The 19,167-nt window shown below is 60.9% G+C and carries 16 protein-coding genes; 11 read left to right on the top strand and 5 right to left on the bottom strand.

Features of this window, described 5'->3' with window-relative positions:
• Position 1 precedes the first annotated feature (1 nt).
• From tsaB to tsaD, 3 genes are all read left to right on the top strand, one after another.
• Positions 2-829 (top strand): tRNA (adenosine(37)-N6)-threonylcarbamoyltransferase complex dimerization subunit type 1 TsaB, encoded by an 828-nt coding sequence (tsaB, locus tag HMPREF2749_RS05610; protein WP_049353342.1) that lies wholly within the window; start codon positions 2-4, stop codon positions 827-829.
• Complete coding sequence (gene rimI, locus HMPREF2749_RS05605) at positions 830-1,339, top strand: ribosomal protein S18-alanine N-acetyltransferase (RefSeq protein ID WP_049341807.1); 510 nt, start codon at positions 830-832, stop codon at positions 1,337-1,339.
• A gap of 143 nt (positions 1,340-1,482) precedes the next feature.
• A complete protein-coding gene (gene tsaD, locus HMPREF2749_RS05600) occupies positions 1,483-2,583 on the top strand; it encodes a tRNA (adenosine(37)-N6)-threonylcarbamoyltransferase complex transferase subunit TsaD (protein WP_049356377.1) in 1,101 nt (366 codons plus the stop codon).
• Positions 2,584-2,683: 100 nt separating this feature from the next.
• On the opposite strand, the gene HMPREF2749_RS05595 is transcribed toward tsaD, so the two are convergent.
• Together HMPREF2749_RS05595 and HMPREF2749_RS05590 are read right to left on the bottom strand one after the other, a co-directional pair.
• Complete coding sequence (locus tag HMPREF2749_RS05595) at positions 2,684-3,832, bottom strand: glutamate--cysteine ligase (protein WP_070593722.1); 1,149 nt, start codon at positions 3,830-3,832, stop codon at positions 2,684-2,686.
• Between the two features lie 319 nt (positions 3,833-4,151).
• On the bottom strand, positions 4,152-5,627 hold the full coding sequence (locus tag HMPREF2749_RS05590; protein ID WP_239662249.1) for a class I SAM-dependent methyltransferase: 1,476 nt from the start codon (positions 5,625-5,627) through the stop codon (positions 4,152-4,154).
• A 227-nt stretch (positions 5,628-5,854) separates the two neighbouring features.
• Between HMPREF2749_RS05590 and groES the strand changes: the two genes are divergently transcribed.
• The 7 genes from groES (at position 5,855) to HMPREF2749_RS09120 (ending at position 13,687) form a co-directional block, all read left to right on the top strand.
• Positions 5,855-6,142, top strand: a complete 288-nt coding sequence (gene groES, locus HMPREF2749_RS05585) for a co-chaperone GroES (protein WP_005505066.1) — start codon at positions 5,855-5,857, stop codon at positions 6,140-6,142.
• A gap of 105 nt (positions 6,143-6,247) precedes the next feature.
• Positions 6,248-7,834: a chaperonin GroEL gene (gene groL / locus HMPREF2749_RS05580; RefSeq protein ID WP_049341811.1), complete on the top strand. Its 1,587-nt coding sequence runs from the start codon at positions 6,248-6,250 to the stop codon at positions 7,832-7,834.
• A 308-nt stretch (positions 7,835-8,142) separates the two neighbouring features.
• A complete protein-coding gene (gene guaB, locus HMPREF2749_RS05575; protein ID WP_070593720.1) occupies positions 8,143-9,660 on the top strand; it encodes an IMP dehydrogenase in 1,518 nt (505 codons plus the stop codon).
• 145 nt (positions 9,661-9,805) lie between these two features.
• Entirely contained in the window at positions 9,806-10,936 is a 1,131-nt protein-coding gene (locus tag HMPREF2749_RS05570; protein ID WP_005505070.1) for a GuaB3 family IMP dehydrogenase-related protein, read from the top strand.
• A 220-nt stretch (positions 10,937-11,156) separates the two neighbouring features.
• Positions 11,157-12,749, top strand: coding sequence for a glutamine-hydrolyzing GMP synthase (guaA, locus tag HMPREF2749_RS05565; protein WP_012903093.1), 1,593 nt, complete (start codon positions 11,157-11,159; stop codon positions 12,747-12,749).
• A 239-nt stretch (positions 12,750-12,988) separates the two neighbouring features.
• The gene (locus HMPREF2749_RS05560; RefSeq protein ID WP_070593719.1) at positions 12,989-13,255 is read left to right on the top strand and encodes a type II toxin-antitoxin system Phd/YefM family antitoxin; all 267 of its coding nucleotides are present in this window, start codon (positions 12,989-12,991) and stop codon (positions 13,253-13,255) included.
• Between the two features lie 9 nt (positions 13,256-13,264).
• Positions 13,265-13,687 (top strand): type II toxin-antitoxin system VapC family toxin, encoded by a 423-nt coding sequence (locus HMPREF2749_RS09120; protein WP_083301090.1) that lies wholly within the window; start codon positions 13,265-13,267, stop codon positions 13,685-13,687.
• A gap of 206 nt (positions 13,688-13,893) precedes the next feature.
• On the opposite strand, the gene HMPREF2749_RS09245 is transcribed toward HMPREF2749_RS09120, so the two are convergent.
• Positions 13,894-14,367 carry a hypothetical protein gene (locus tag HMPREF2749_RS09245; RefSeq protein ID WP_141747366.1) on the bottom strand — a complete coding sequence of 158 codons (474 nt, stop codon included), beginning with the start codon at positions 14,365-14,367 and terminating at the stop codon, positions 13,894-13,896.
• A 914-nt stretch (positions 14,368-15,281) separates the two neighbouring features.
• Between HMPREF2749_RS09245 and HMPREF2749_RS09490 the strand changes: the two genes are divergently transcribed.
• Complete coding sequence (locus HMPREF2749_RS09490; protein ID WP_161799347.1) at positions 15,282-15,488, top strand: EspF repeat-containing protein; 207 nt, start codon at positions 15,282-15,284, stop codon at positions 15,486-15,488.
• 287 nt (positions 15,489-15,775) lie between these two features.
• Here the strand turns inward: HMPREF2749_RS09490 and HMPREF2749_RS05545 are convergent, their stop codons facing one another.
• Both HMPREF2749_RS05545 and HMPREF2749_RS05540 read right to left on the bottom strand, forming a co-directional pair.
• Entirely contained in the window at positions 15,776-17,581 is a 1,806-nt protein-coding gene (locus HMPREF2749_RS05545) for a glycoside hydrolase family 13 protein (protein ID WP_049353337.1), read from the bottom strand.
• 129 nt (positions 17,582-17,710) lie between these two features.
• Positions 17,711-19,167 (bottom strand): glycoside hydrolase family 13 protein (locus HMPREF2749_RS05540; protein WP_070593715.1); only part of this gene is annotated, 1,457 nt, incomplete at its 5' end.

Below are 19,167 nucleotides of genomic sequence, written 5' to 3'. Positions count from 1 at the left end.
GGTGCTAGTACTTGCCCTTGATTCATCCGCCACCGCATCTGTGGCGCTCGCCCGTGTGCACGGCTCCGAAGCCGGTGCGTCCTTCGAAATCCTCGCCCGCTACGAGAGTGAAGATACCCGCTCCCATGCCGAGGTGATGGGACCCTACGCGCGGGCTGCCCTGCAGGACGCTGGCGTGCGCGGCGAAGACTTGGATGCGATTCTGACCGGTACCGGTCCGGGACCTTTTACGGGTCTGCGTGCCGGTATCGTTACTGCGCGCGCTCTGGGTTTTGCCTGGTCGGTGCCAGTGTACGGCATGATGAGCTTGACCGCCCTGGCTGAGCGCGCTGTATCCGGTGCGGCTGCCGGGGAAGCAGGCGCAGTTGCCGAGGAAGAGAACGTAGAACGAGCGTTCGCTTCTGCTGATCTTATCGAAGATGCTGAGCTGCTCGTACTCTCCGATGCGCGCCGCCGCGAAGTCTACTCCGCCCGCTACCGCGTGAACGCCGAAGGCTACAGCCTGGTGGACGGACCGAACGTATGCCCCGCCTCCGAAATTCTGCCCGGTGGGGATCCCTCCTACGCCTACGGCTACGGCGCCGGCCTGTACTCCGAAACTCTCGAAGAGCACGGCTGGACCATCGTCGATTCTGCCCGTCAGGTTCACCCCCACGCCGAGTACCTGGTTGCCGCCGCGGCACGCCTGGGCGTAGAGAACCTGAGCGAGGACACCTCCGCCCAGTACCTGCGCGACTCGGACGCAAAGGTCCCCGCCGCAATGCTCGCCCGCCAGCAGAAGCAGGGCGCACAGGCAGCTGCACAGACTGCCGCGCAGAAGGAGAACTAAATGAGCGCTACCGAAAATATCGTGCGAGACGACCTAGCACAGGGTGCCCGCCTGCGCATTGCCGAACTTGCCGACGTGCAGACCATGCACCGCATGGAAACCACACTGTTCCCCGCCGACGCCTGGCACATCGACATGTTCCTCGAAGAGCTGACCCACCCGACCCGAACCTACTACATGCTCGAACTGCCTGCAGAAGGTTCGGAAGATAACGAGGGCAGCTGGCGCGCCATCGGCTACTGCGGAACCATGGTCGTAGCCGACACCGCCGACGTTCAGACCATCGGCGTGCTCCCCGAGTACGAGGGTCACGGCTTCGGTCGCGCCATGCTCGAGCAGATGCACGAGCGCGCCCGCGAGCAGGGAGCCGAGCGCATCCTGCTGGAGGTGCGTGCCGACAACCCGCGCGCTCAGCGCCTCTACGAACGCAACGGCTACCGTGCGATTCACGTACGCCGCGGCTACTACGATGACGGAACCGACGCCATCATTATGGAATGCACGTTCTAAATACTCCGTTGAGCTAAATGGCAATCCCCGCGATAGGGGCGAGCTTCCGTCGCTCTCTACGACGCCGCCCTCTACGCCACAGCATCCCTACATCCCTGCAACTAGAAGCACTACGCGCAGACAGCGCAACAGAAAGATAGACTATGAGCACTCGCGAACCCCTCGTTCTGGGCATCGAATCCTCCTGCGATGAGACCGGTATCGGCATTGTGCGCGGTGCACAGCTGCTCAGCAACACCATCTCCTCCTCCATGGAAGAGCACGTGCGCTTTGGCGGCGTGATCCCCGAAATCGCCTCCCGCGCTCACCTGGACGCCATGATCCCCGCCCTCAAGGCGGCACTCGCCGAAGCGGACATCACCCTCGATCAGGTGGACGCCATCGCCGTCACCGCTGGCCCCGGCCTGGCGGGCGCACTCATGGTGGGTGTCTCCGCGGCGAAGGCGCTCGCTATTGCCACCGGCAAGCCCCTCTACGGCATTAACCACCTGGTCGCCCACGTTGGCGTTGGCCTGCTCGAGGACAACGGCACCGAAGACGGCTCCGACCTGCTGGCGAATGCCGGTTCCGGTGGTCTGGGTGCGCTGCTGGTCTCTGGCGGTCACACCGAAATCCTGCAGGTGCGCGACATTACCTCCGATGTGCGTCTGCTCGGCGCAACCCTCGACGATGCCGCAGGTGAGGCCTACGACAAGGTCGCCCGACTGCTCGGCCTGGACTACCCGGGCGGCCCCGCGATTGATCTCGCCGCCGCCGAGGGTAACCGCAACGCCTTCGTGTTCCCGCGCGGCCTGTCGAACCGCAAGTTCATGGGCACCGCCGAGGAGCCCGGCGCACACCGCTACGATTTCTCCTTCTCCGGCCTGAAGACCGCCGTGGCGCGCGTGATCGAAAGCTTTGAAGCAGCCGGTGAAGAGGTCCCGGTTGCCGATATTGCCGCGTCCTTCCAGGAGGCGGTCGTGGACGTTATCACCAAGAAGGCGATGCTCGCCTGCCGAGAGCAGGGCATGAAGACCCTGCTGCTCGGCGGTGGCGTGGCGGCTAACTCGCGCCTGCGTGAGCTGCTTGCCGCCCGATGCGCCTCCGAGGGTGTGCGCCTAATCATTCCGAAGTTCACCCTGTGCACCGACAACGGCGCGATGGTTGCCGCCCTGGGCGCCCGCCTGGTCGCCGCGGGCCGCGAGCCCTCGGGCGTGGACTTCACGACGGACTCCTCGCTGCCGGTGACCACCGTCTGCTTCTAAACTGCCTGCTTCTAAAAAAGCTCGTAGAAATGCCTCGGCACAGTCTCATGATGACTGCGCCGAGGCATTTTACGTATCTAAGTTTTCTTCCCGCGAGGGGTTAGCGCAGCGCTCGCGCACGAGACTGCGCGGCCACATCCAGTGCCACCTCACGCATCGAGCCGGTGCGCTCGAACACTGCACGCTGGCGGTCGGCTCCCGTACCTTCCGCAAGGATGCGGCGCACCTGTGCCAGCTCCACCTCGCAGTCCAGGTCGCGGGCCACCGGCTCCAGCTCGGGCAGCAGCAGTTCAAAGTCCTCGCGCAAGGTGCGCTGCTCCGGCGCGTTGGAAACCACGATCTTTGCGTCCAGGCCGTAGCGGGCCACGCGCCACTTATTCTCCTGCGCGTGCCAGGGGGCCAGCACCTCGGGCTTGTCGCCGGCCTCAATGCGGCGGGAGAAGTACTCCACCAGGCACTGGGTGAACGCCACGATCGCCGCAACATCCGGCAGGGAGGCCAGGCCGTCGCAATAGCGCATCTCAATGGTGCCGTAGCGCGGAACCGGGCGCACATCCCAGCGGTCCTCACTCGGGTCGTTAATCACGTCGGTCGCCACCAGTGAATCCAGGTACTCGCTGTACTGCTCCCAGGTGTCGAAGTGGAAGGGCAGGCCGTTGGTCGGCAGCTGCTGGTAGAGCTGGGTGCGGTGCGAGGCGTAACCGGTATCGACCCCGTCCCAGTAGGGGGAGGAGCAGGAGAGCGCCAGCAGGTGCGGCCCGTAGTTGGTGAGCGCGTCAACGAGCGGCAGAACCTTATCGCGAGAATCCACACCCACGTGCACGTGCACGCCGTAGATGACCATGTGGCGGCCCCAATACTGGGCGCGCTCCACGACGCGCCGATAGCGTTCTTTGGCCACGACGGGCTGCTCGGACCAGCGGGAGAACGGGTGCGTGCCCGTCGGGTAGAACTCGATACCCAGCCCGTCGGTAATCTCGCGAATGGTGTCGGTCAACTCCTGCAGCTGGCGGCAGGCCTGCGCCACGGTCGTGCAGACGCCGGTGATGACCTCGATGGTGTTCTCCAGGAATTCCCCGGTCACGTGCGCCCGGTCGGAGGCGGGCTCAAGCAGCTCGGGGCGGCGCTCGCGCAGGATGGATAGCACCTCGCTGGCGCGCTGGGTCAGTGCGCCGCTTTCACGGTCGATAAGCGCAATCTCCCATTCCACGCCGAGAGTGGACTGCGGGGAGGTAGCAAAGTCGATCATATTGCCTTTCCTGCGTCTGGAAATAGGGTCGTGCATGGTGCCGACTATGGAAGTTATTATCGGTGGGCTCTGCCCGGCTGTGCGCTAGCCTGTGAGAGCTGGCTCCTTGAGGGAGTACCTCTACTAGGCCGCGTATCTTTGATCAGGCACAGTATCTTTATCCGGCACCGTATCTAGTGTACGGTCTTGCGGTTCCCAGTGCCCTGTCGAGTGCAGAATCCGGAACGGTACCGTAATGAATCGTCATGAACGGTAACCTGTCCTCGGGGCTGGGCAGTCAGGGTTGGGTAGCCAGGGTTGAGTAGTCAAGGCTGGTTAGTTAGGGCTGGCGAGGTTGGAGCGGGCGCACGTGCCAGCCGACGCGTCGTGAATCCCTACCCGAACCGATGCGGGTAAAGACCAGCGTTGCCGGACGGTACGAGGACTCCTGAGTACCCGAAGAAGAATTAGCGTTCTTTTTCTGTTTCTTCTTGGAAGGCTTAGAACCCGCAGAACCCAGTAGTCGCGCCCGCAACTGCTCCGGAACAATATCCACGCCACGCTTCTTAATAGTCAGCGCCGTAAAGCCCTGCTCACGCACCCAATGCTTCAGCTGCTTCTCCTGCAGGGGAATCTCCTCCAGCACCTCGTAGCAGGCAACCAGCGGATGCGCCACCGGCTCGGCAGAACACAGGTACGCCAGGTGCTCATCCAGCAGGTGCGCGCCAATACTCTGCGCAAACTCAGCGACCAGGTGCGAGCGCACAATCGCCGGGGCAGGCTCCAGCAGGTAATCACCGGGCTGAGGTAGGGACACCGGAACGTCAACGCTCTGCTGTGCCTCTTCCGCCGTCAAGGGGCTGCGGAAGTTCACCGCCTCGTAGGGAGGCAGTAGGGCGCAGGTTTCGGCGGTGCCTCCGGTGGATCCTTCGGTGGAGCCTTCGTTGGGGGTAGCCTCTTCCGCAGGCCACTCGCGCACAGAGGTTGCCGTGCGAGCCACCCCCTCCTGAGCCAGTGCGTTAAACCAGAGCACCAACTCGGCGAGGGAACCCTCCGACTGGATCCACTCCGCCTCAACGCGCGGGGCGGGGTTCGCCTCCGACGCAATATCTTCGGGCGAGGGGATGCCCTCATGCGGAAAACCGGGACCCAACTTCACGCCCATCGGCACCCCAGTGCGTGCCAGATTCAGTACGAACGAGAACGGGGGAGAGAACGCCTCCGGATCAAAAAGACGCTCCGTCTGAGCCTTCTTAGCGCCGCGCAACTCGCGGCGTGCCGGGTCCATCCACACAATGCCCACCGGCTCACCGGCAGCGTCCAGAAGTTCACCGTGCACATAATCGGTCACATCCCCCGAATACACGCGCGCCTGCGGGCAAAACTCTAGGTTCTTCGCCGCAAAAGAAGCCGTCAGCGGGTCCAGCTCCACCGCAACCACGGCACCGCGATCTGCCGCATACACGGCAGAATCCGAGGCGATACCGCACCCCAAATCAGCCACCGTGCCGGTAACCGGGCGCAGACGCTGAGCACGATAGTGCGCAATCACCGGGCGGGTTGCCTGCTCCGCCGCCTCCTGAGTGATCATGAGCGTGCGGGCGCGCTCGCCGAACTTGGCGCGCGCACGGGTACGAGCCTGCGCCAGCGAAATAATCTGTGCAGACTCCTCGGGGCTAAAACCTCGCGAACGCAAAGAAGTAACGGCGCTGAGCGTATCTGAACCCAGCGGGTAGAGCTCGTCGGCTGCCGCGAGTGCTTCGGCGCTGAACGGAAGCTCGGCGGCGGGTGTAAAAGGGGATGCGGGAATAGGCATGCTCCTCATTTTACGGGGTGCCGGTTTTGAGAGGTGGGGAGCCCGATTTGCCCAGCTTTTTGCTCGGCGTTCGCCTTGCGGTGAAACGCCCCGGCAGAGCGCCGCTTTTCTTGACCGAAAGCGCAGGTGAAACTAGAGTTGAGGTAGCACTCGAGACAGTACCTTGGGCGCGCCACTGCGCCGCTGTCTCGCATCAAACGTCAATCCACAATCCGGAGGAACCGATTATGGCCATCAAGCCGCTGGAAGACCGCGTCGTTATCAAGATCGAACAGGCTGAGCAGACCACCGCATCCGGTCTGGTCATCCCCGAAACTGCGAAGGAAAAGCCGCAGGAAGCACGCGTTGTCGCCGTTGGTCCGGGCCGCGTGGATGAGAAGGGCAACCGCATCCCCGTAGACATCAAGGAAGGCGACGTTGTCGTGTTCTCCCGCTACGGTGGCACCGAGGTCAAGTACCAGGGCGAAGAGTACCTGATTCTCTCCGCACGCGACGTTCTGGCAATCGTCGACTAATTACTTCGAATACTCATGCGCCGTACCGTTCATCCGGTGCGGCGCATGAGCTATCATCTGCCCCTCAAAATTTCCTTTCTGTGACGCACTAGGAGTAGCGAACACATGGCTAAGCAGCTTGAATTCAACGATGCAGCCCGCAAGTCCCTGCAGGCCGGCGTCGATAAGCTGGCAAACGCGGTCAAGGTAACCCTCGGCCCGCGCGGGCGCAACGTTGTGCTCGACAAGCAGTGGGGTGCGCCCGTCATCACCAACGACGGCGTGTCCATTGCCCGCGAGATTGAACTGGACGACCCGTACGAGAACCTGGGCGCCCAGCTGGCGAAGGAAGTCGCCACCAAGACCAACGACGTAGCCGGCGACGGCACCACCACCGCAACCGTGCTCGCACAGGCACTGGTCAACGAGGGTCTGCGCAACGTGACCAGCGGTGCGGCTCCCGCCGACGTCAAGCGCGGCATTGAGGCTGCTGTGGAGGCTGTTTCCGCACGCCTGCTCGAGAACGCACGCCCCGTGCAGGGCCCCGAGGTGGCGCACGTTGCCGCTATCTCTGCCCAGTCCGAGCAGATTGGTGAGCTGCTGGCTCGCGCCTTCGAGAAGGTCGGCCAGGACGGCGTCATCACCATCGAAGACGGCTCCTCTACCGAAATCGAACTGGACATCACCGAAGGTATGCAGTTCGACAAAGGCTACCTCTCGCCCTCCTTCGTCACCGACGCTGAGCGCGGCGAAGCAGTGCTGGAGAACAGCCTCGTGCTGCTCTACCAGGGCAAGATTTCCACCATCGCAGAAATCATGCCCGTGCTCGAGAAGATCGTTCAGGCGAAGAAGCCGCTGACCATCATCGCAGAAGACGTTGACGGTGAGGCGCTCTCCGCACTGGTCGTGAACAAGCTGCGCGGCACCATCAATGTGGTCGCTCTGAAGGCTCCCGGTTTCGGTGACCGCCGCAAGGCAATCATGCAGGATTTGGCAATTCTGACCGGCGGCACCGTCGTGACCGGTGAGCTCGGCATTGACCTGCCGCAGGTCACCCTGGAGCACCTGGGCTCGGCACGCCGCGTGACCGTCACCAAGTCCCACACCACCATCGTGGACGGTGGCGGCGACCCCGAGGCAATCGAGGACCGCGTGCAGCAGCTGCGCCGTGAAATTGAGCGTGTGGATTCCGAATGGGACCGCGAGAAGCTCAAGGAGCGCCTGGCTAAGCTCGCCGGCGGTGTGGGTGTCATCAAGGTCGGTGCCGCAACCGAGGTTGAGGCGAAGGAACGCAAGCACCGCATCGAGGATGCTGTGTCCTCCACCCGTGCAGCCCTGGAAGAGGGCATCGTCTCCGGTGGCGGTTCCGCACTGGTTCACGCGCTGAAGGCACTGGACGGCATGGACCTGGGCAACCACGACGCAAACGTTGGTGTACAGATCGTTCGCCGTGCCCTGGTTCAGCCGCTGCGCTGGATCGCTGAGAACGCGGGCGAAGACGGCTACGTCATCGTCTCCAAGGTCTCCGAGCTGCCCGTGGGCCACGGCTTCAACGCCAAGACCGGCGAGTACGTGGACCTCATCGAAGCCGGCGTGATTGACCCGGTGAAGGTGACCCGTTCGGCTCTGCAGAACGCATCCTCCATCGCGGCTCTGGTGCTGACCACCGAGACCCTGGTGGTTGAGAAGCCCGAAGAAACTGAAGAAGCCTAAATAGTGTGTGTGCCCGGTGCCGCCCCTCCACCATGGAGGCGGTACCGGGCACTCGCTGTCGGTAGGCTCGGATGCGCTCGCGTTCGCGGGGGCGTTAGAACCTGCCGACAGCCTCCCGCTGAGGAATGCTTACTCTGAGTGCTTCTCAGCAAAGAAACCTCTAGCGGTTTACTATAGAAGGTAAGCTGCTCCCGTTTGCGCTCAAACCACCTTGTGGGGTGCGAGCAGACGGGTCGTACCGCATCTTGACATACGCAACGTATAGGCTGAGCTTCTCACCGATGAAGCCAGCATCCGAAAGGTAGACAATGACCATTCCCACCGCTCTGTCCGAGGATCCCTTCGGCTTCACCGGCCTGACCTACGATGACGTGCTGCTGCTGCCCGGCAACACCGACGTCATCCCCTCCGATGCGGACACCTCCACCCGCCTGTCCAAGCGCATCACCCTGAACACCCCCATCATTTCCGCCGCAATGGACACCGTGACCGACTCCGCTATGGCAATCGCTATGGCACGTCTGGGCGGTATGGGCGTTATCCACCGCAACCTCTCCATCGAGGACCAGGCTGCACACGTGGACCGCGTCAAGCGCTCCGAGTCCGGCATGATCATTAACCCCGTCACCATCGGTGCTGACGCAACCATCGCCGAATACGACGAGGTCTGCGGCTACTACAGGGTCTCCGGTCTGCCCGTCGTCAGCGAAGAGGGCGTGCTGGAAGGTATTATCACCAACCGCGATATCCGCTACATCTCCCGCTCCGACTACGAGGGCATTCGCGTCCGCGACATCATGACCCCCATGCCGCTGGTCACCGCGCACCCCAGCGTCACCAAGGACGAAGCATTCGCGCTGCTGTCCCACAACAAGATTGAGCGTCTGCCCCTGGTCGACGACGCAGGCAAGCTCGCCGGTCTGATTACCCTCAAGGACTTCGTCAAGACTGAGCAGTACCCCAACGCCACCAAGGACGAGGACGGCCGCCTGCGTGCCGGCGCCGCTATCGGCTTCTTCGGTGACGGCTACGAGCGCGCAATGACCCTGGTCGAGGCTGGCGTCGACGCACTGTTCGTGGACACCGCAAACGGTCACTCCCAGGGCGTGCTCGACATGATTGCCCGCCTGAAGAAGGACCCCGCCGCAGCACACGTGGACGTCATCGGTGGCCAGGCTGCAACCCGCCTGGGCGCACAGGCTATCATCGACGCTGGCGCTGACGGCGTGAAGGTTGGCGTTGGCCCCGGCTCCATCTGCACCACCCGCATCATCGCCGGTGTTGGTGTTCCCCAGGTGACCGCTATCAACGAGTCCGCTAAGGCAGCTATCCCGGCAGGTGTGCCGCTGATTGCTGACGGCGGTATGCAGCACTCCGGCGAGATTGGCAAGGCACTGGTTGCCGGCGCTGACTCCGTGATGCTCGGCTCCCTGCTTGCCGGCACCACCGAGTCCCCCGGTGAGCTGATCTTCATGAACGGTAAGCAGTACAAGGCATACCGCGGCATGGGTTCGCTCGGCGCGATGCAGACTCGTGGCCGTCACAAGTCCTTCTCCAAGGACCGCTACTTCCAGGCTGACGTCTCCAGCGAAGAGAAGCTGATCCCCGAGGGTATTGAGGGTCAGGTTCCCTTCCGCGGCCCGCTCTCCGCAGTGATTCACCAGCTCGAAGGTGGCCTGCGCCAGACCATGTTCTACGTCGGTTCCCGCACCATCGAGGAGCTTAAGTACAAGGGTCAGTTCGTGCGCATCACCCCCGCAGGTCTGAAGGAATCGCACCCGCACGACATCATGATGACCGTTGAGGCACCGAACTACCGCCGCTAAAACGCCTCACCAACGATGATTCGCCGCATGGTGTGCACACCATGCGCCGTTGAGCCCGCCCCATACCCGTTCAGGTATCGGGCGGGCATCGGCGCGAATAACGCCCAGCGGCACCCCTCAAACCGAATTCGAAAGGATTCACCCCATGTCTGAAATTCAGATTGGCCTCTCTAAGAACGCCCGCCCCACCTACTCCCTGGACGATGTGGCGCTGGTGCCTACCCGTCGTACCCGCGACCGCCGCGACGTCGACACCTCCTGGCAGATTGACGCTTTCAAGTTCGACACCCCCATCATTGGTGCGCCCATGGACTCGGTCATGTCCCCGGCGACCGCCATTGCACTGGGTAAGCTGGGTGGCCTGGGCGTGCTGAACCTCGAGGGTCTGTGGACCCGCTACGAGGACCCGCAGCCGCTGCTCGACGAGATTGTTGAGCTGCCCGAGGCGGACCCCGCCTCCGCAACCACCCGCATGCAGCAGATTTACTCCGAGCCGATTAAGCCGGAACTGATCACTGCACGCCTGGAAGAGATTCGTGACTCCGGCGTGGTCGTTGCAGGCTCCCTGAGCCCGCAGAACACCCAGGAGCACTACGAGACCGTGGTGAAGGCTGGCGTTGAGCTGTTCGTCATCCGCGGCGCATCCGTCTCCGCTGAGCACATTTCGACCTCGCACGAGCCGCTGAACCTGAAGAAGTTCATCTACGAGCTCGACGTTCCGGTCATTGTTGGTGGCGTGGCTGGCTACTCGCAGGCTAAGCACCTGATGCGTACCGGCGCAGCCGGTGTGCTGGTGGGCTTCGGTGGCGGTTCTGCACAGACCACCCGCCAGGGCCTGGGTATTTCTGCACCGATGGCAACCGCTATCGCCGACGTGGCAGCGGCACGTTCCGACTACCTGGACGAGTCCGGCGGCCGCTACGTACACGTGATTGCTGACGGCTCCCTGGGTCGCTCCGGCGACATGGTGAAGGCGCTCGCACTGGGCGCTGACGCTGTCATGCTGGGTGCTCCGCTGGCTCGCGCCTCCGAGGCTCCCGGCCAGGGCTGGTACTGGGGCAACGAGGCGCACTCGCTGGACTTCCCGCGCGGCGTGCGCACCCCGCTGGGTGTTGTCGGCTCCCTGGAGGAGGTCCTGTACGGCCCTTCGCACCACGTGAACGGCACCAGCAACATTGTCGGTGCGCTCAAGCGCGCAATGGCTAACTGCGGTTACCTGGACCTGAAGAAGTTCCAGAAGGCTGACCTGACCGTGGTTCCCGCGTACCGCGGCTAAGGTAGCTTCATGAATCACCGCTTGGCGGTTGGCAGGTTTGTGGTCTGCCGGTCGCCGGGCGGTGCTTTCTATACGCACGCTCTACTCCCGTTAGAGCATGTAGCGGCACCCCGGGATGGGGGAGCGGCTACGTACCGTCGGCGGCGTACAGCGATAGCGTAAAATAGATATATCCCCGCGCAAGTGCGCGGATTAGTACCAACACGTTGAGGTAATTTTCGTGACCAACTCTGTGAACCTGGACCAGCTCGAAGAGCGTCCCGTCCTGGTGGTAGATTACGGTGCACAGTACGCACAGCTCATTGCTCGTCGCGTGCGTGAGGCCGGCATCTACTCCGAAATCGTCCCCCACTCCATGAGCACTGAGAAGATGCTCGCCAAGAACCCGGCAGCCATCGTGCTCTCCGGTGGCCCCTCCTCGGTCTACGCCGATGGCGCCCCCAAGGGTGACAAGGCCCTGTTTGAAGCTGGCGTGCCGATCTTCGGTATCTGCTACGGCTTCCAGGTCATGGCCCAGACCCTCGGCGGCACCGTCGCCCAGACCGGTCTGCGCGAATACGGCGCAACCGACGCTGTGATCTGCGCTGAGAACTCCTCCTTCCTGACCGGCACCCCCACCACCCAGAACGTGTGGATGTCTCACGGTGACTCCGTGACCGAAGCCCCCGAAGGCTTCGAGGTGCTGGCAACGACCCCCGGCGCATCCGTGGCAGCATTCGTGGATGAGTCCCGCAAGCTCGGCGGCGTGCAGTGGCACCCCGAGGTGAAGCACTCCGACTACGGCCAGGTCGCCCTGGAGAACTTCCTCTACAATGTGGCAGGTCTGAAGCCCACCTGGTCCACCAACAACATCATCGAAGAGCAGGTTGCTAAGATTCGCGAGCAGGTCGGTAGCGACCGCGTCATCTGCGCGCTCTCCGGCGGCGTTGACTCCTCCGTGGCAGCAGCACTCGTGCACAAGGCTGTTGGTGACCAGCTCACCTGCTTCTTCATTGACCACGGTCTGCTCCGTGAGGGCGAGCGTGAACAGGTCGAGCAGGACTACGCAGCCTCCATGGGTATCAAGGTCATCACCATCGACGAGTCGGAGCGTTTCCTCTCCGCTCTCGAGGGCGTCACCGAGCCCGAGGCGAAGCGTAAGGCTATCGGCCGCGAGTTCATCCGCTCCTTCGAAGAGGCACAGCGCAAGCTGATTGCCGAAGCGGGCGAAGAGGGCGCAGACATCAAGTTCCTGGTCCAGGGCACCCTGTACCCGGACGTTGTCGAGTCCGGCGGTGGCGACGGCACCGCAAACATTAAGAGCCACCACAACGTGGGCGGCCTCCCCGACGACCTGACCTTCGAACTGGTTGAGCCGCTGCGCACCCTGTTCAAGGACGAGGTTCGCGCTATCGGTCGTGAGCTCGGCGTTCCCGAGAAGATCGTGGCACGTCAGCCGTTCCCCGGCCCCGGCCTGGGCATCCGCATTGTCGGCGAGGTTAATCGCGAGAACCTGGAGACCCTGCGTGCCGCTGACGCTATCGTGCGTGAAGAGCTGACCGCAGCAGGTCAGGATGAGCACATCTGGCAGTGCCCCGTGGTTCTGCTGGCTGGCGTTCGTTCCGTGGGCGTTCAGGGTGACGGCCGTACTTACGGCCACCCGATTGTTCTGCGCCCGGTCTCTTCGGAAGACGCAATGACCGCTGACTGGTCGCGCCTGCCGTACGACCTGCTGGCTAAGATCTCGAACCGTATTACCAACGAGGTCAAGGACGTTAACCGAGTGGTGCTGGACGTTACCTCCAAGCCCCCGGGAACCATTGAGTGGGAGTAATAATCCCCGCGTGGGAGTAATCCCTACTTTGGGCTACGTAGCTTTGTAGCTGAGAGCCCGTGAAGAAGCCGCCCGGTGTATCCGTTTGTGGATGCGCCGGGCGGCTTCTTCGTATCTTCCTAACGATATATAGCGGGTCTGAAGATGGAGGGGTTGTCGTAGTACTGAAAGGAAAATATAATGTAGCTACGTAGTTACATTATTTATGTTTTCATGTCGTGAGCAGCAAGGGGGAAATTATGACCGTTATGACCAGCCGCGAGTTCAACCAAAATCTCGCCAAAGCCCAGAAGCAGGCTCAGCAATCACCCGTTATTATCACTAAGCGTGGTGAACCCACCTATGTCCTTATGACCTATGAAGAGTATTCGCGTAGCCAGAATGAGAGCTCTTCCCTGTATGATTTCTTCGCAAACTACCCTCAACCTGCTGAAGGTATGGACCTGCCCGAAGAATTCCCCACGGCAGAACGTTCCGCACATCAGCGCCCCATTGTAGAGTTCTAGGGGACAACGATGTACCTGCTTGATACCAATATTATTTCTGAGTTGTGGAAGCTCTCACGCGGTAAGGCTGACCCTGTTTTTGAGTCGTGGTTTCGCCGTTATTCAGAAAAGCCACTCTATATTAGCGTCGTGACCCTTATGGAACTAGAGCGCGGTGTGCTTGCTATGGAGCGTAAAGATCCGATACAAGGTGCTTATCTGCGTGAGTGGTTTTTGGCAGTTCGAGAGAAATTTCAGAAACGAACTCTTGTCATTGACGGAGCTGTAGCTGATTGTTGTGCAGGGCTTCACGTGCCGGATAAAGCGCCGGAGAACGACGCATGGATCGCTGCAACTGCTTTGACTCATGGTCTTACTCTCGTAACGCGCAATGTCAAAGATTTTGAGCGTCTGCATGTTCGGCTCCTGAACCCCTTTGAGTGTGCAACCTAAGATGGCTGAAGCCCCGTAAGGAGCCGCCCGGTGCATCCTGCTGTGATGCGCCGGGCGGCTTCTTTCATATGAGCGTTTCTGAAAATACTCCGTAGCCTAGATTTTTCGCATGAATTTTAAAGAAAAACACCAAAATATTTAAAACGAGAGTTCAAATAAAAGAACTAAAAACTCTCCACAAAACCACACGGGGAAAAGAAAAACCTTTAATGCGGGTGATGCGGGTGACGAATCGAATCACGCCAATGAGCGCTCGACCCCAACCCAAAATGCAGAGCAAAAAACGTACCAAAACAGCAGAACCCAAACGCGCACGCCATATACACGCCGTAGGTCAGCATCATAAACTCAGAATCATGGCTCACTCCCGACGCGACATTCAACACCAATGAGACGCCCAGAATGACAAGCCACACAGCGCTCGCAGCCGCAATCAGCCACGAGATAACACTCAACACCGGGTGAGTCACCCTAAAGGTCTGCTCAGGGCCCTCAGAGGCGGGTACAGCGGCTATAGAAGCTGTAGCAGGGGCAGTAAGCAGAGCAGAAGAGCGCTGCGGAATATGCGCATCAGCATGCTGGCTAGAAGCCTGCGCAGGACGCTTTGCAGATTGCTGGGGGACGCCACCGGATTCGGGAGGGGGAGATTGATACGGTTGTTGCATTGCGGGCTCCTGCATATTTAGCCTTACGGGAGAAGAAACAGCCTAGTTCCTCATCTCGTAAGAAATGAGTGTCTGTGATAGAACGAAAGAATGTGGTGGAAAATATATTCTCTCTATATTTCAAGATTAGAAGCGAACCGTATAAAAAACGAGAGCATCAGCGAATAAGATGCAATATGACGCGAAAATTTCGAAAAATACAACAAAAAATCAATAAACCTCAACCTGAAGGTTCAGTGTAGGGTTATTAGACAGGGACCTTAGCCGTAAAACAACGGCACAGACACAGCAACAGCGAAAGGAACAAGCATGGGAATGATCCTCCCACTCCTCTACTTAGGGGTAGGCTTCGGACTCGCAATGTTGCTACCCGAGCACTGGGGCAACCGTCTGAAAGAAAGCGCCTCCGCGCTGCTGACCCGCTGGATTATCCCCACCGTCATCGTTTACATCGTCGCCACCAGCCGCCCCGAACTCTTCTTCATGGCAGCCTCCACCATGGTGCTCATGGCGCTTCTAGTACGCTGCGCCGCCTTCTTCACGAACGACCCGGTGCAGCGGCTCGCCCTCGTTTACCTCAACGCTGGAATCTTCGGAATCCCCGTAGTTGCCAGCTTCTGGGGCGAGGAAGCCGTACGCCTATACGTCGGCGCGTATATCGGCAACTCCGTCATGGGTAATATCCTCGGCACCTCACTCATGCGCAGAGAAACCAACACAGAGGAACTCACGAATAGCCGAGTCAAGCCCGCCCAAAAAGCTGCCGTCGGTGCAGTATGGCGGTCCCTGCTCACTAACCGCCCCATTATCGCCGTAGCTATCGGCCTGATATGCCTGCCCGCCGGACCGCTCCTTAACACCCACGCCGCCGGTATCTACCGGCTCATCACCTGGGTCTTCAGCTTCGTAGGGCTCATGGTGCTAGGCATGTGGCTGAGCACCGCCCGCCTGCACCGAACCGACCTCAAACAAGCCGTCCGGTGGGCGCTACTGCGTGTCGTGCTCGTGAGCGTCTACAGCGTCGGCATACTCACCGCTGCATACTGGATGCATACGCACACCGGAGTGCACCTCAATCAGCTACTGGCGCACCCACAGGTACTTTTTGTTCTCGGAGTGCTGCCGCCAGCAGCTAATATCGTCATTCTGGAAACCCACTACCGGCACGAAGGAACAGCCGCACCCATTATCGCCTCCGGGGCCGTCGTCAGCGTAGGAATGATAGCCCTCGCCGTGCCAATCCTACAGCTCGTCTTCTCCAGTTGAGCAGAGCCTCCAGCTAAGCAGAGCCAAGAAAGCACGCCGGGATCACCAAGAAGACAACAAAAAGACAGCAAAAGGAGGGCGGGGGCATAAGCCTCACCCTCCTTCTACTGTCTATTCACCTTATCGGCACGCGGTAGCACTCAACGAGCTACAGCGCTTAGCGTACGATGTGGTACACCTTCGCCTCGTAGGGGCGCAGGGTCGAACCCGCATCGTCCTTGTAGTTGGAGCTCACCAGCTCAACACGAGCGCCAGCCTCACGAGCCTCGTTCAGCAGGGCGAAGTCACGCTCCTGCTCTTCAGCGGTGAAGTTCGAAATTACCAGCAGAGACTCGTTCGCCGGGGAACCGTCAGCGCCACCGGTACGGGTGTATGCGTACACGGCCTCGTCCTCGTTGTGCGGAACCTGAACCGAATCCACCGGAGCGAAGGACGCATAAACCATCAGGTCCTTCAGCTCGCCGCGGCGCAGGTTGACCAGGTGCTGGTAGTGGTAGAAGATCGAATCCTCATCAGCCAGAACAGCCTCAGCGTTAATCGCCGGGTAGTTCGGGTTCACAGCAATCCACGGGGTCACACCCTCGGGGCTGAAACCAGCGTTAGCGGAGGCATCCCACTGAACCGGGGTACGAGCATTGTCGCGGCCCTTAATGTAGATCGCCTGCATCGCCTCTTCGTGGCTCAGACGCTTGTGGTCAACGTGCATGTCCTCGTAGAAGCGGATCGAGTCACCGTCGCGGTAATCCTCAATCGAATCGAACTTCACGTTGGTCATGCCCAGCTCTTCACCCTGGTAAATGTACGGGGTGCCCTGCATGAAGTGCAGAGTGGTCGCCAGCTGCTTAGCGGACAGGGTGCGGAACTCATCCGAATCGTTACCGAAGCGGGAGACAACGCGCGGCTGGTCGTGGTTGTTCCAATACAGCGAACCCCAGGCGTTACCCTCCAGGGTGGTCTGCCACTCGTTCAGGATGCGCTTGAGCTCGGCCAGCTTGTACGGCGCGTAGGACCACTTACCGCCCAGGGAGCCGTTCGGGTCGTTATCCACGCCCATGTGATCGAAGTGGAAGATCATGTTCAGCTCACCGGTGTGGTATCCAGCCCACAGCTTAGCGTCCTCGGGGCTGGTTGCACTAGTTTCGCCCACGGTCATTACATCGTAGCGGCTGAAGGTCTCGCGGGTGAGCTCCTTCATCCACGGGTGCACCATGGTGCCGTTGGAGATAACGAACGGAATCGAGGAGGTGTGCTTCTCAAAGTCGGTGGAGGGGTCATCCGGGTAGCCCTCGGGCTTGGAGATGATGTTGATAGCGTCCAGGCGGAAGCCGTCAACGCCCTTGTCCAGCCACCAGCGAACCATGGAGTACAGGTCCTCGCGAACCTTCTCGTTCTCCCAGTTCAGGTCGGGCTGTTCCTTGAAGAAGATGTGCAGGTAGAACTGGCCGGTCGCCTCGTCCCACTCCCACGCCGGGCCACCGAACTCGGACGCCCAGTTGTTCGGAGGAATCGGGTTGCCGTCCTCGTCGAAGCCCTTCGGGTCCTTCCAGATGTAGTAGTCGCGGTAGGGGTTGTCCTTGGAGGAGCGGGACGCCTTGAACCAGGGGTGCTGGTCGGAGGTGTGGTTTGCGACCAGGTCCATGAGGATCTTGATGCCGTGCTTGTGGGCGGTCTCAAGCATCTCGTCGAAGTCTTCCATGGTGCCGAAGTCACTCATGATGGCGAAGTAATCGGAAATGTCGTAGCCGTTATCCACGTTCGGCGAGTCGAACACAGGGGAGAGCCAGATGACGTTGATACCCAGCTTAGCCAGGTAGGGCAGCTTCTCGGTGATACCCTTCAGGTCACCGATGCCGTCGCCGTTTGCGTCGTTGAAGGAGCGGGGGTACACCTGGTACACCACGGCTTCCTTCCACCACTGGCGGCCCTCGTAGGAGGGAACCTCGTATGCCTCGGAGTTGCTCATAATTGCCTTTCTATACCGGCCATCCAGCCGAAAAGAGGAACAAATTTTGTCTGTGATTGAAGTATAGGCGAAGAGGGACCGGAATGTCTGTTCCGGATCCCCCTCGCGCATTACATTTTTGGGGCGTGCCTACTCGGCGTTGCCGAAGAGGTAAACCTTCGCCTCGTAGGGGCGCAACAGGGTGCCCTCGTCGGTGAACTCGCGGTTCTCATCGCGGTAGTTCGAGCTAATCAGCTTCGGGGCGTTCTCGATAGCCTTCAGCTCGTTCGGGGAGAGAGCCTGCGAGTTGGTCAGAACCACCGAATCCAGGTTGCCGCCCGCGTAGTTCAGCTGAACGGTGTCATCGGTGAAGTTAGCTACGACCAGCAGGGCGCGCTCGCCGGTTGCAGCGGCGTCCTCATCGGAGTTCACGCGCAGGTAGGCGTAGACCTGCTCGTCCTCTTCATCCAGGAGGCGGTACTCACCGGTCAGGACGATCGGGTGCTCGCGGCGCAGGCTAATCAGGTCGCGGTAGTGGTAGAACACGGAATCCGGGTCTGCGAGCTCTGCTTCTGCGTTGATTTCGGTGTAGCGCGGGTTCAGCTTCAGCCACGGGGTGCCGGTGGTGAAGCCTGCGTTCTCGCCGGCGGTCCACTGCATGGGGGTGCGGGCGTTATCGCGACCGGAGGCGCTGATGTAGCGCAGCATGTCCTCCGCGGAGACGCGGCCCGACTCTTCAACGTACTTGCGCCAAGAGTCGTGAATCTCCAGGTCGTTGTAGTCCTTCACATCGTCGAAGAAGACGTTGGTCATGCCCAGCTCTTCACCCTGGTAGATGTAGGGGGTGCCCTGCATCAGGTGCAGCACGGTGCCGAGCATCTTGGCGCTGACGGTGCGGTACTCGGGGGAGTCGTTACCGAAGCGGGAGACGGTGCGCGGCTGGTCGTGGTTGTTCCAGTACAGGGAGTTCCAGCCGCGGCCGTGCAGGCCTTCCTGCCAGTGGGTGAGGACCTTCTTGAGGTCAACCAGGTTGAAGCGGCGGTCGGACCACTTGCCGGTCACGCCACCTTCGGAGGCGTCTACGTCCATGTGCTCGAACTGGAACACCATCTGCAGCTCGTTGCGGTCGAAACCGGTGTAGAGTGCGGCGTCGTCCACGGTCACGCAGGGGGTTTCGCCCACGGTCATGACCGGGTACTTGCTCAAGACCTCGCGGTTCATCTCCTGCAGGAATTCGTGCACGCGCGGACCGTTGGCTGCGACAGCCAGGGAGTTGTCGAGGCCGCCAGCGAGGATTGCCGGGTCCTCGGGGAAGGAGAGGTCCTTAGAAATCAGGTTGATGACGTCCATGCGGAAGCCGTCCACGCCCTTGTCCAGCCAGAAGCGCATGATGTCGTAGACCTCTTCGCGGACCTTCGGGTTCTCCCAGTTCAGGTCGGGCTGCTTGACGGAGAAGTAGTGCAGGTAGAACTGGCCGGTCGCCTCGTCCCATTCCCACACGGAGGGGCTGAAGCAGGAAATCCAGTTGTTCGGCGGAATCGGCTTGCCGTCCTCGTCGAAGCCCTTGGGGTCGCGCCAGATGTAGTAGTCGCGGTAGGGGTTGTCCT

This window comes from Rothia sp. HMSC075F09 (assembly GCF_001810515.1).
Lineage (GTDB): Bacteria > Actinomycetota > Actinomycetes > Actinomycetales > Micrococcaceae > Rothia.
The sequence above is the reverse complement of the archived record's forward strand: the minus strand, read 5'-3'. Positions and strand labels throughout refer to the sequence as shown.

Coding starts and splice junctions, on each gene's coding strand:
- rimI (WP_049341807.1), top strand. CDS start 830: ATGAGCGCTACCGAAAATATCGTGCGAGACGACCTAGCACAGGGTGCC.
- tsaD (WP_049356377.1), top strand. CDS start 1,483: ATGAGCACTCGCGAACCCCTCGTTCTGGGCATCGAATCCTCCTGCGAT.
- HMPREF2749_RS05595 (WP_070593722.1), bottom strand. CDS start 3,832: ATGATCGACTTTGCTACCTCCCCGCAGTCCACTCTCGGCGTGGAATGG.
- HMPREF2749_RS05590 (WP_239662249.1), bottom strand. CDS start 5,627: ATGCCTATTCCCGCATCCCCTTTTACACCCGCCGCCGAGCTTCCGTTC.
- groES (WP_005505066.1), top strand. CDS start 5,855: ATGGCCATCAAGCCGCTGGAAGACCGCGTCGTTATCAAGATCGAACAG.
- groL (WP_049341811.1), top strand. CDS start 6,248: ATGGCTAAGCAGCTTGAATTCAACGATGCAGCCCGCAAGTCCCTGCAG.
- guaB (WP_070593720.1), top strand. CDS start 8,143: ATGACCATTCCCACCGCTCTGTCCGAGGATCCCTTCGGCTTCACCGGC.
- HMPREF2749_RS05570 (WP_005505070.1), top strand. CDS start 9,806: ATGTCTGAAATTCAGATTGGCCTCTCTAAGAACGCCCGCCCCACCTAC.
- HMPREF2749_RS05560 (WP_070593719.1), top strand. CDS start 12,989: ATGACCGTTATGACCAGCCGCGAGTTCAACCAAAATCTCGCCAAAGCC.
- HMPREF2749_RS09120 (WP_083301090.1), top strand. CDS start 13,265: ATGTACCTGCTTGATACCAATATTATTTCTGAGTTGTGGAAGCTCTCA.
- HMPREF2749_RS09245 (WP_141747366.1), bottom strand. CDS start 14,367: ATGCAGGAGCCCGCAATGCAACAACCGTATCAATCTCCCCCTCCCGAA.
- HMPREF2749_RS05545 (WP_049353337.1), bottom strand. CDS start 17,581: ATGAGCAACTCCGAGGCATACGAGGTTCCCTCCTACGAGGGCCGCCAG.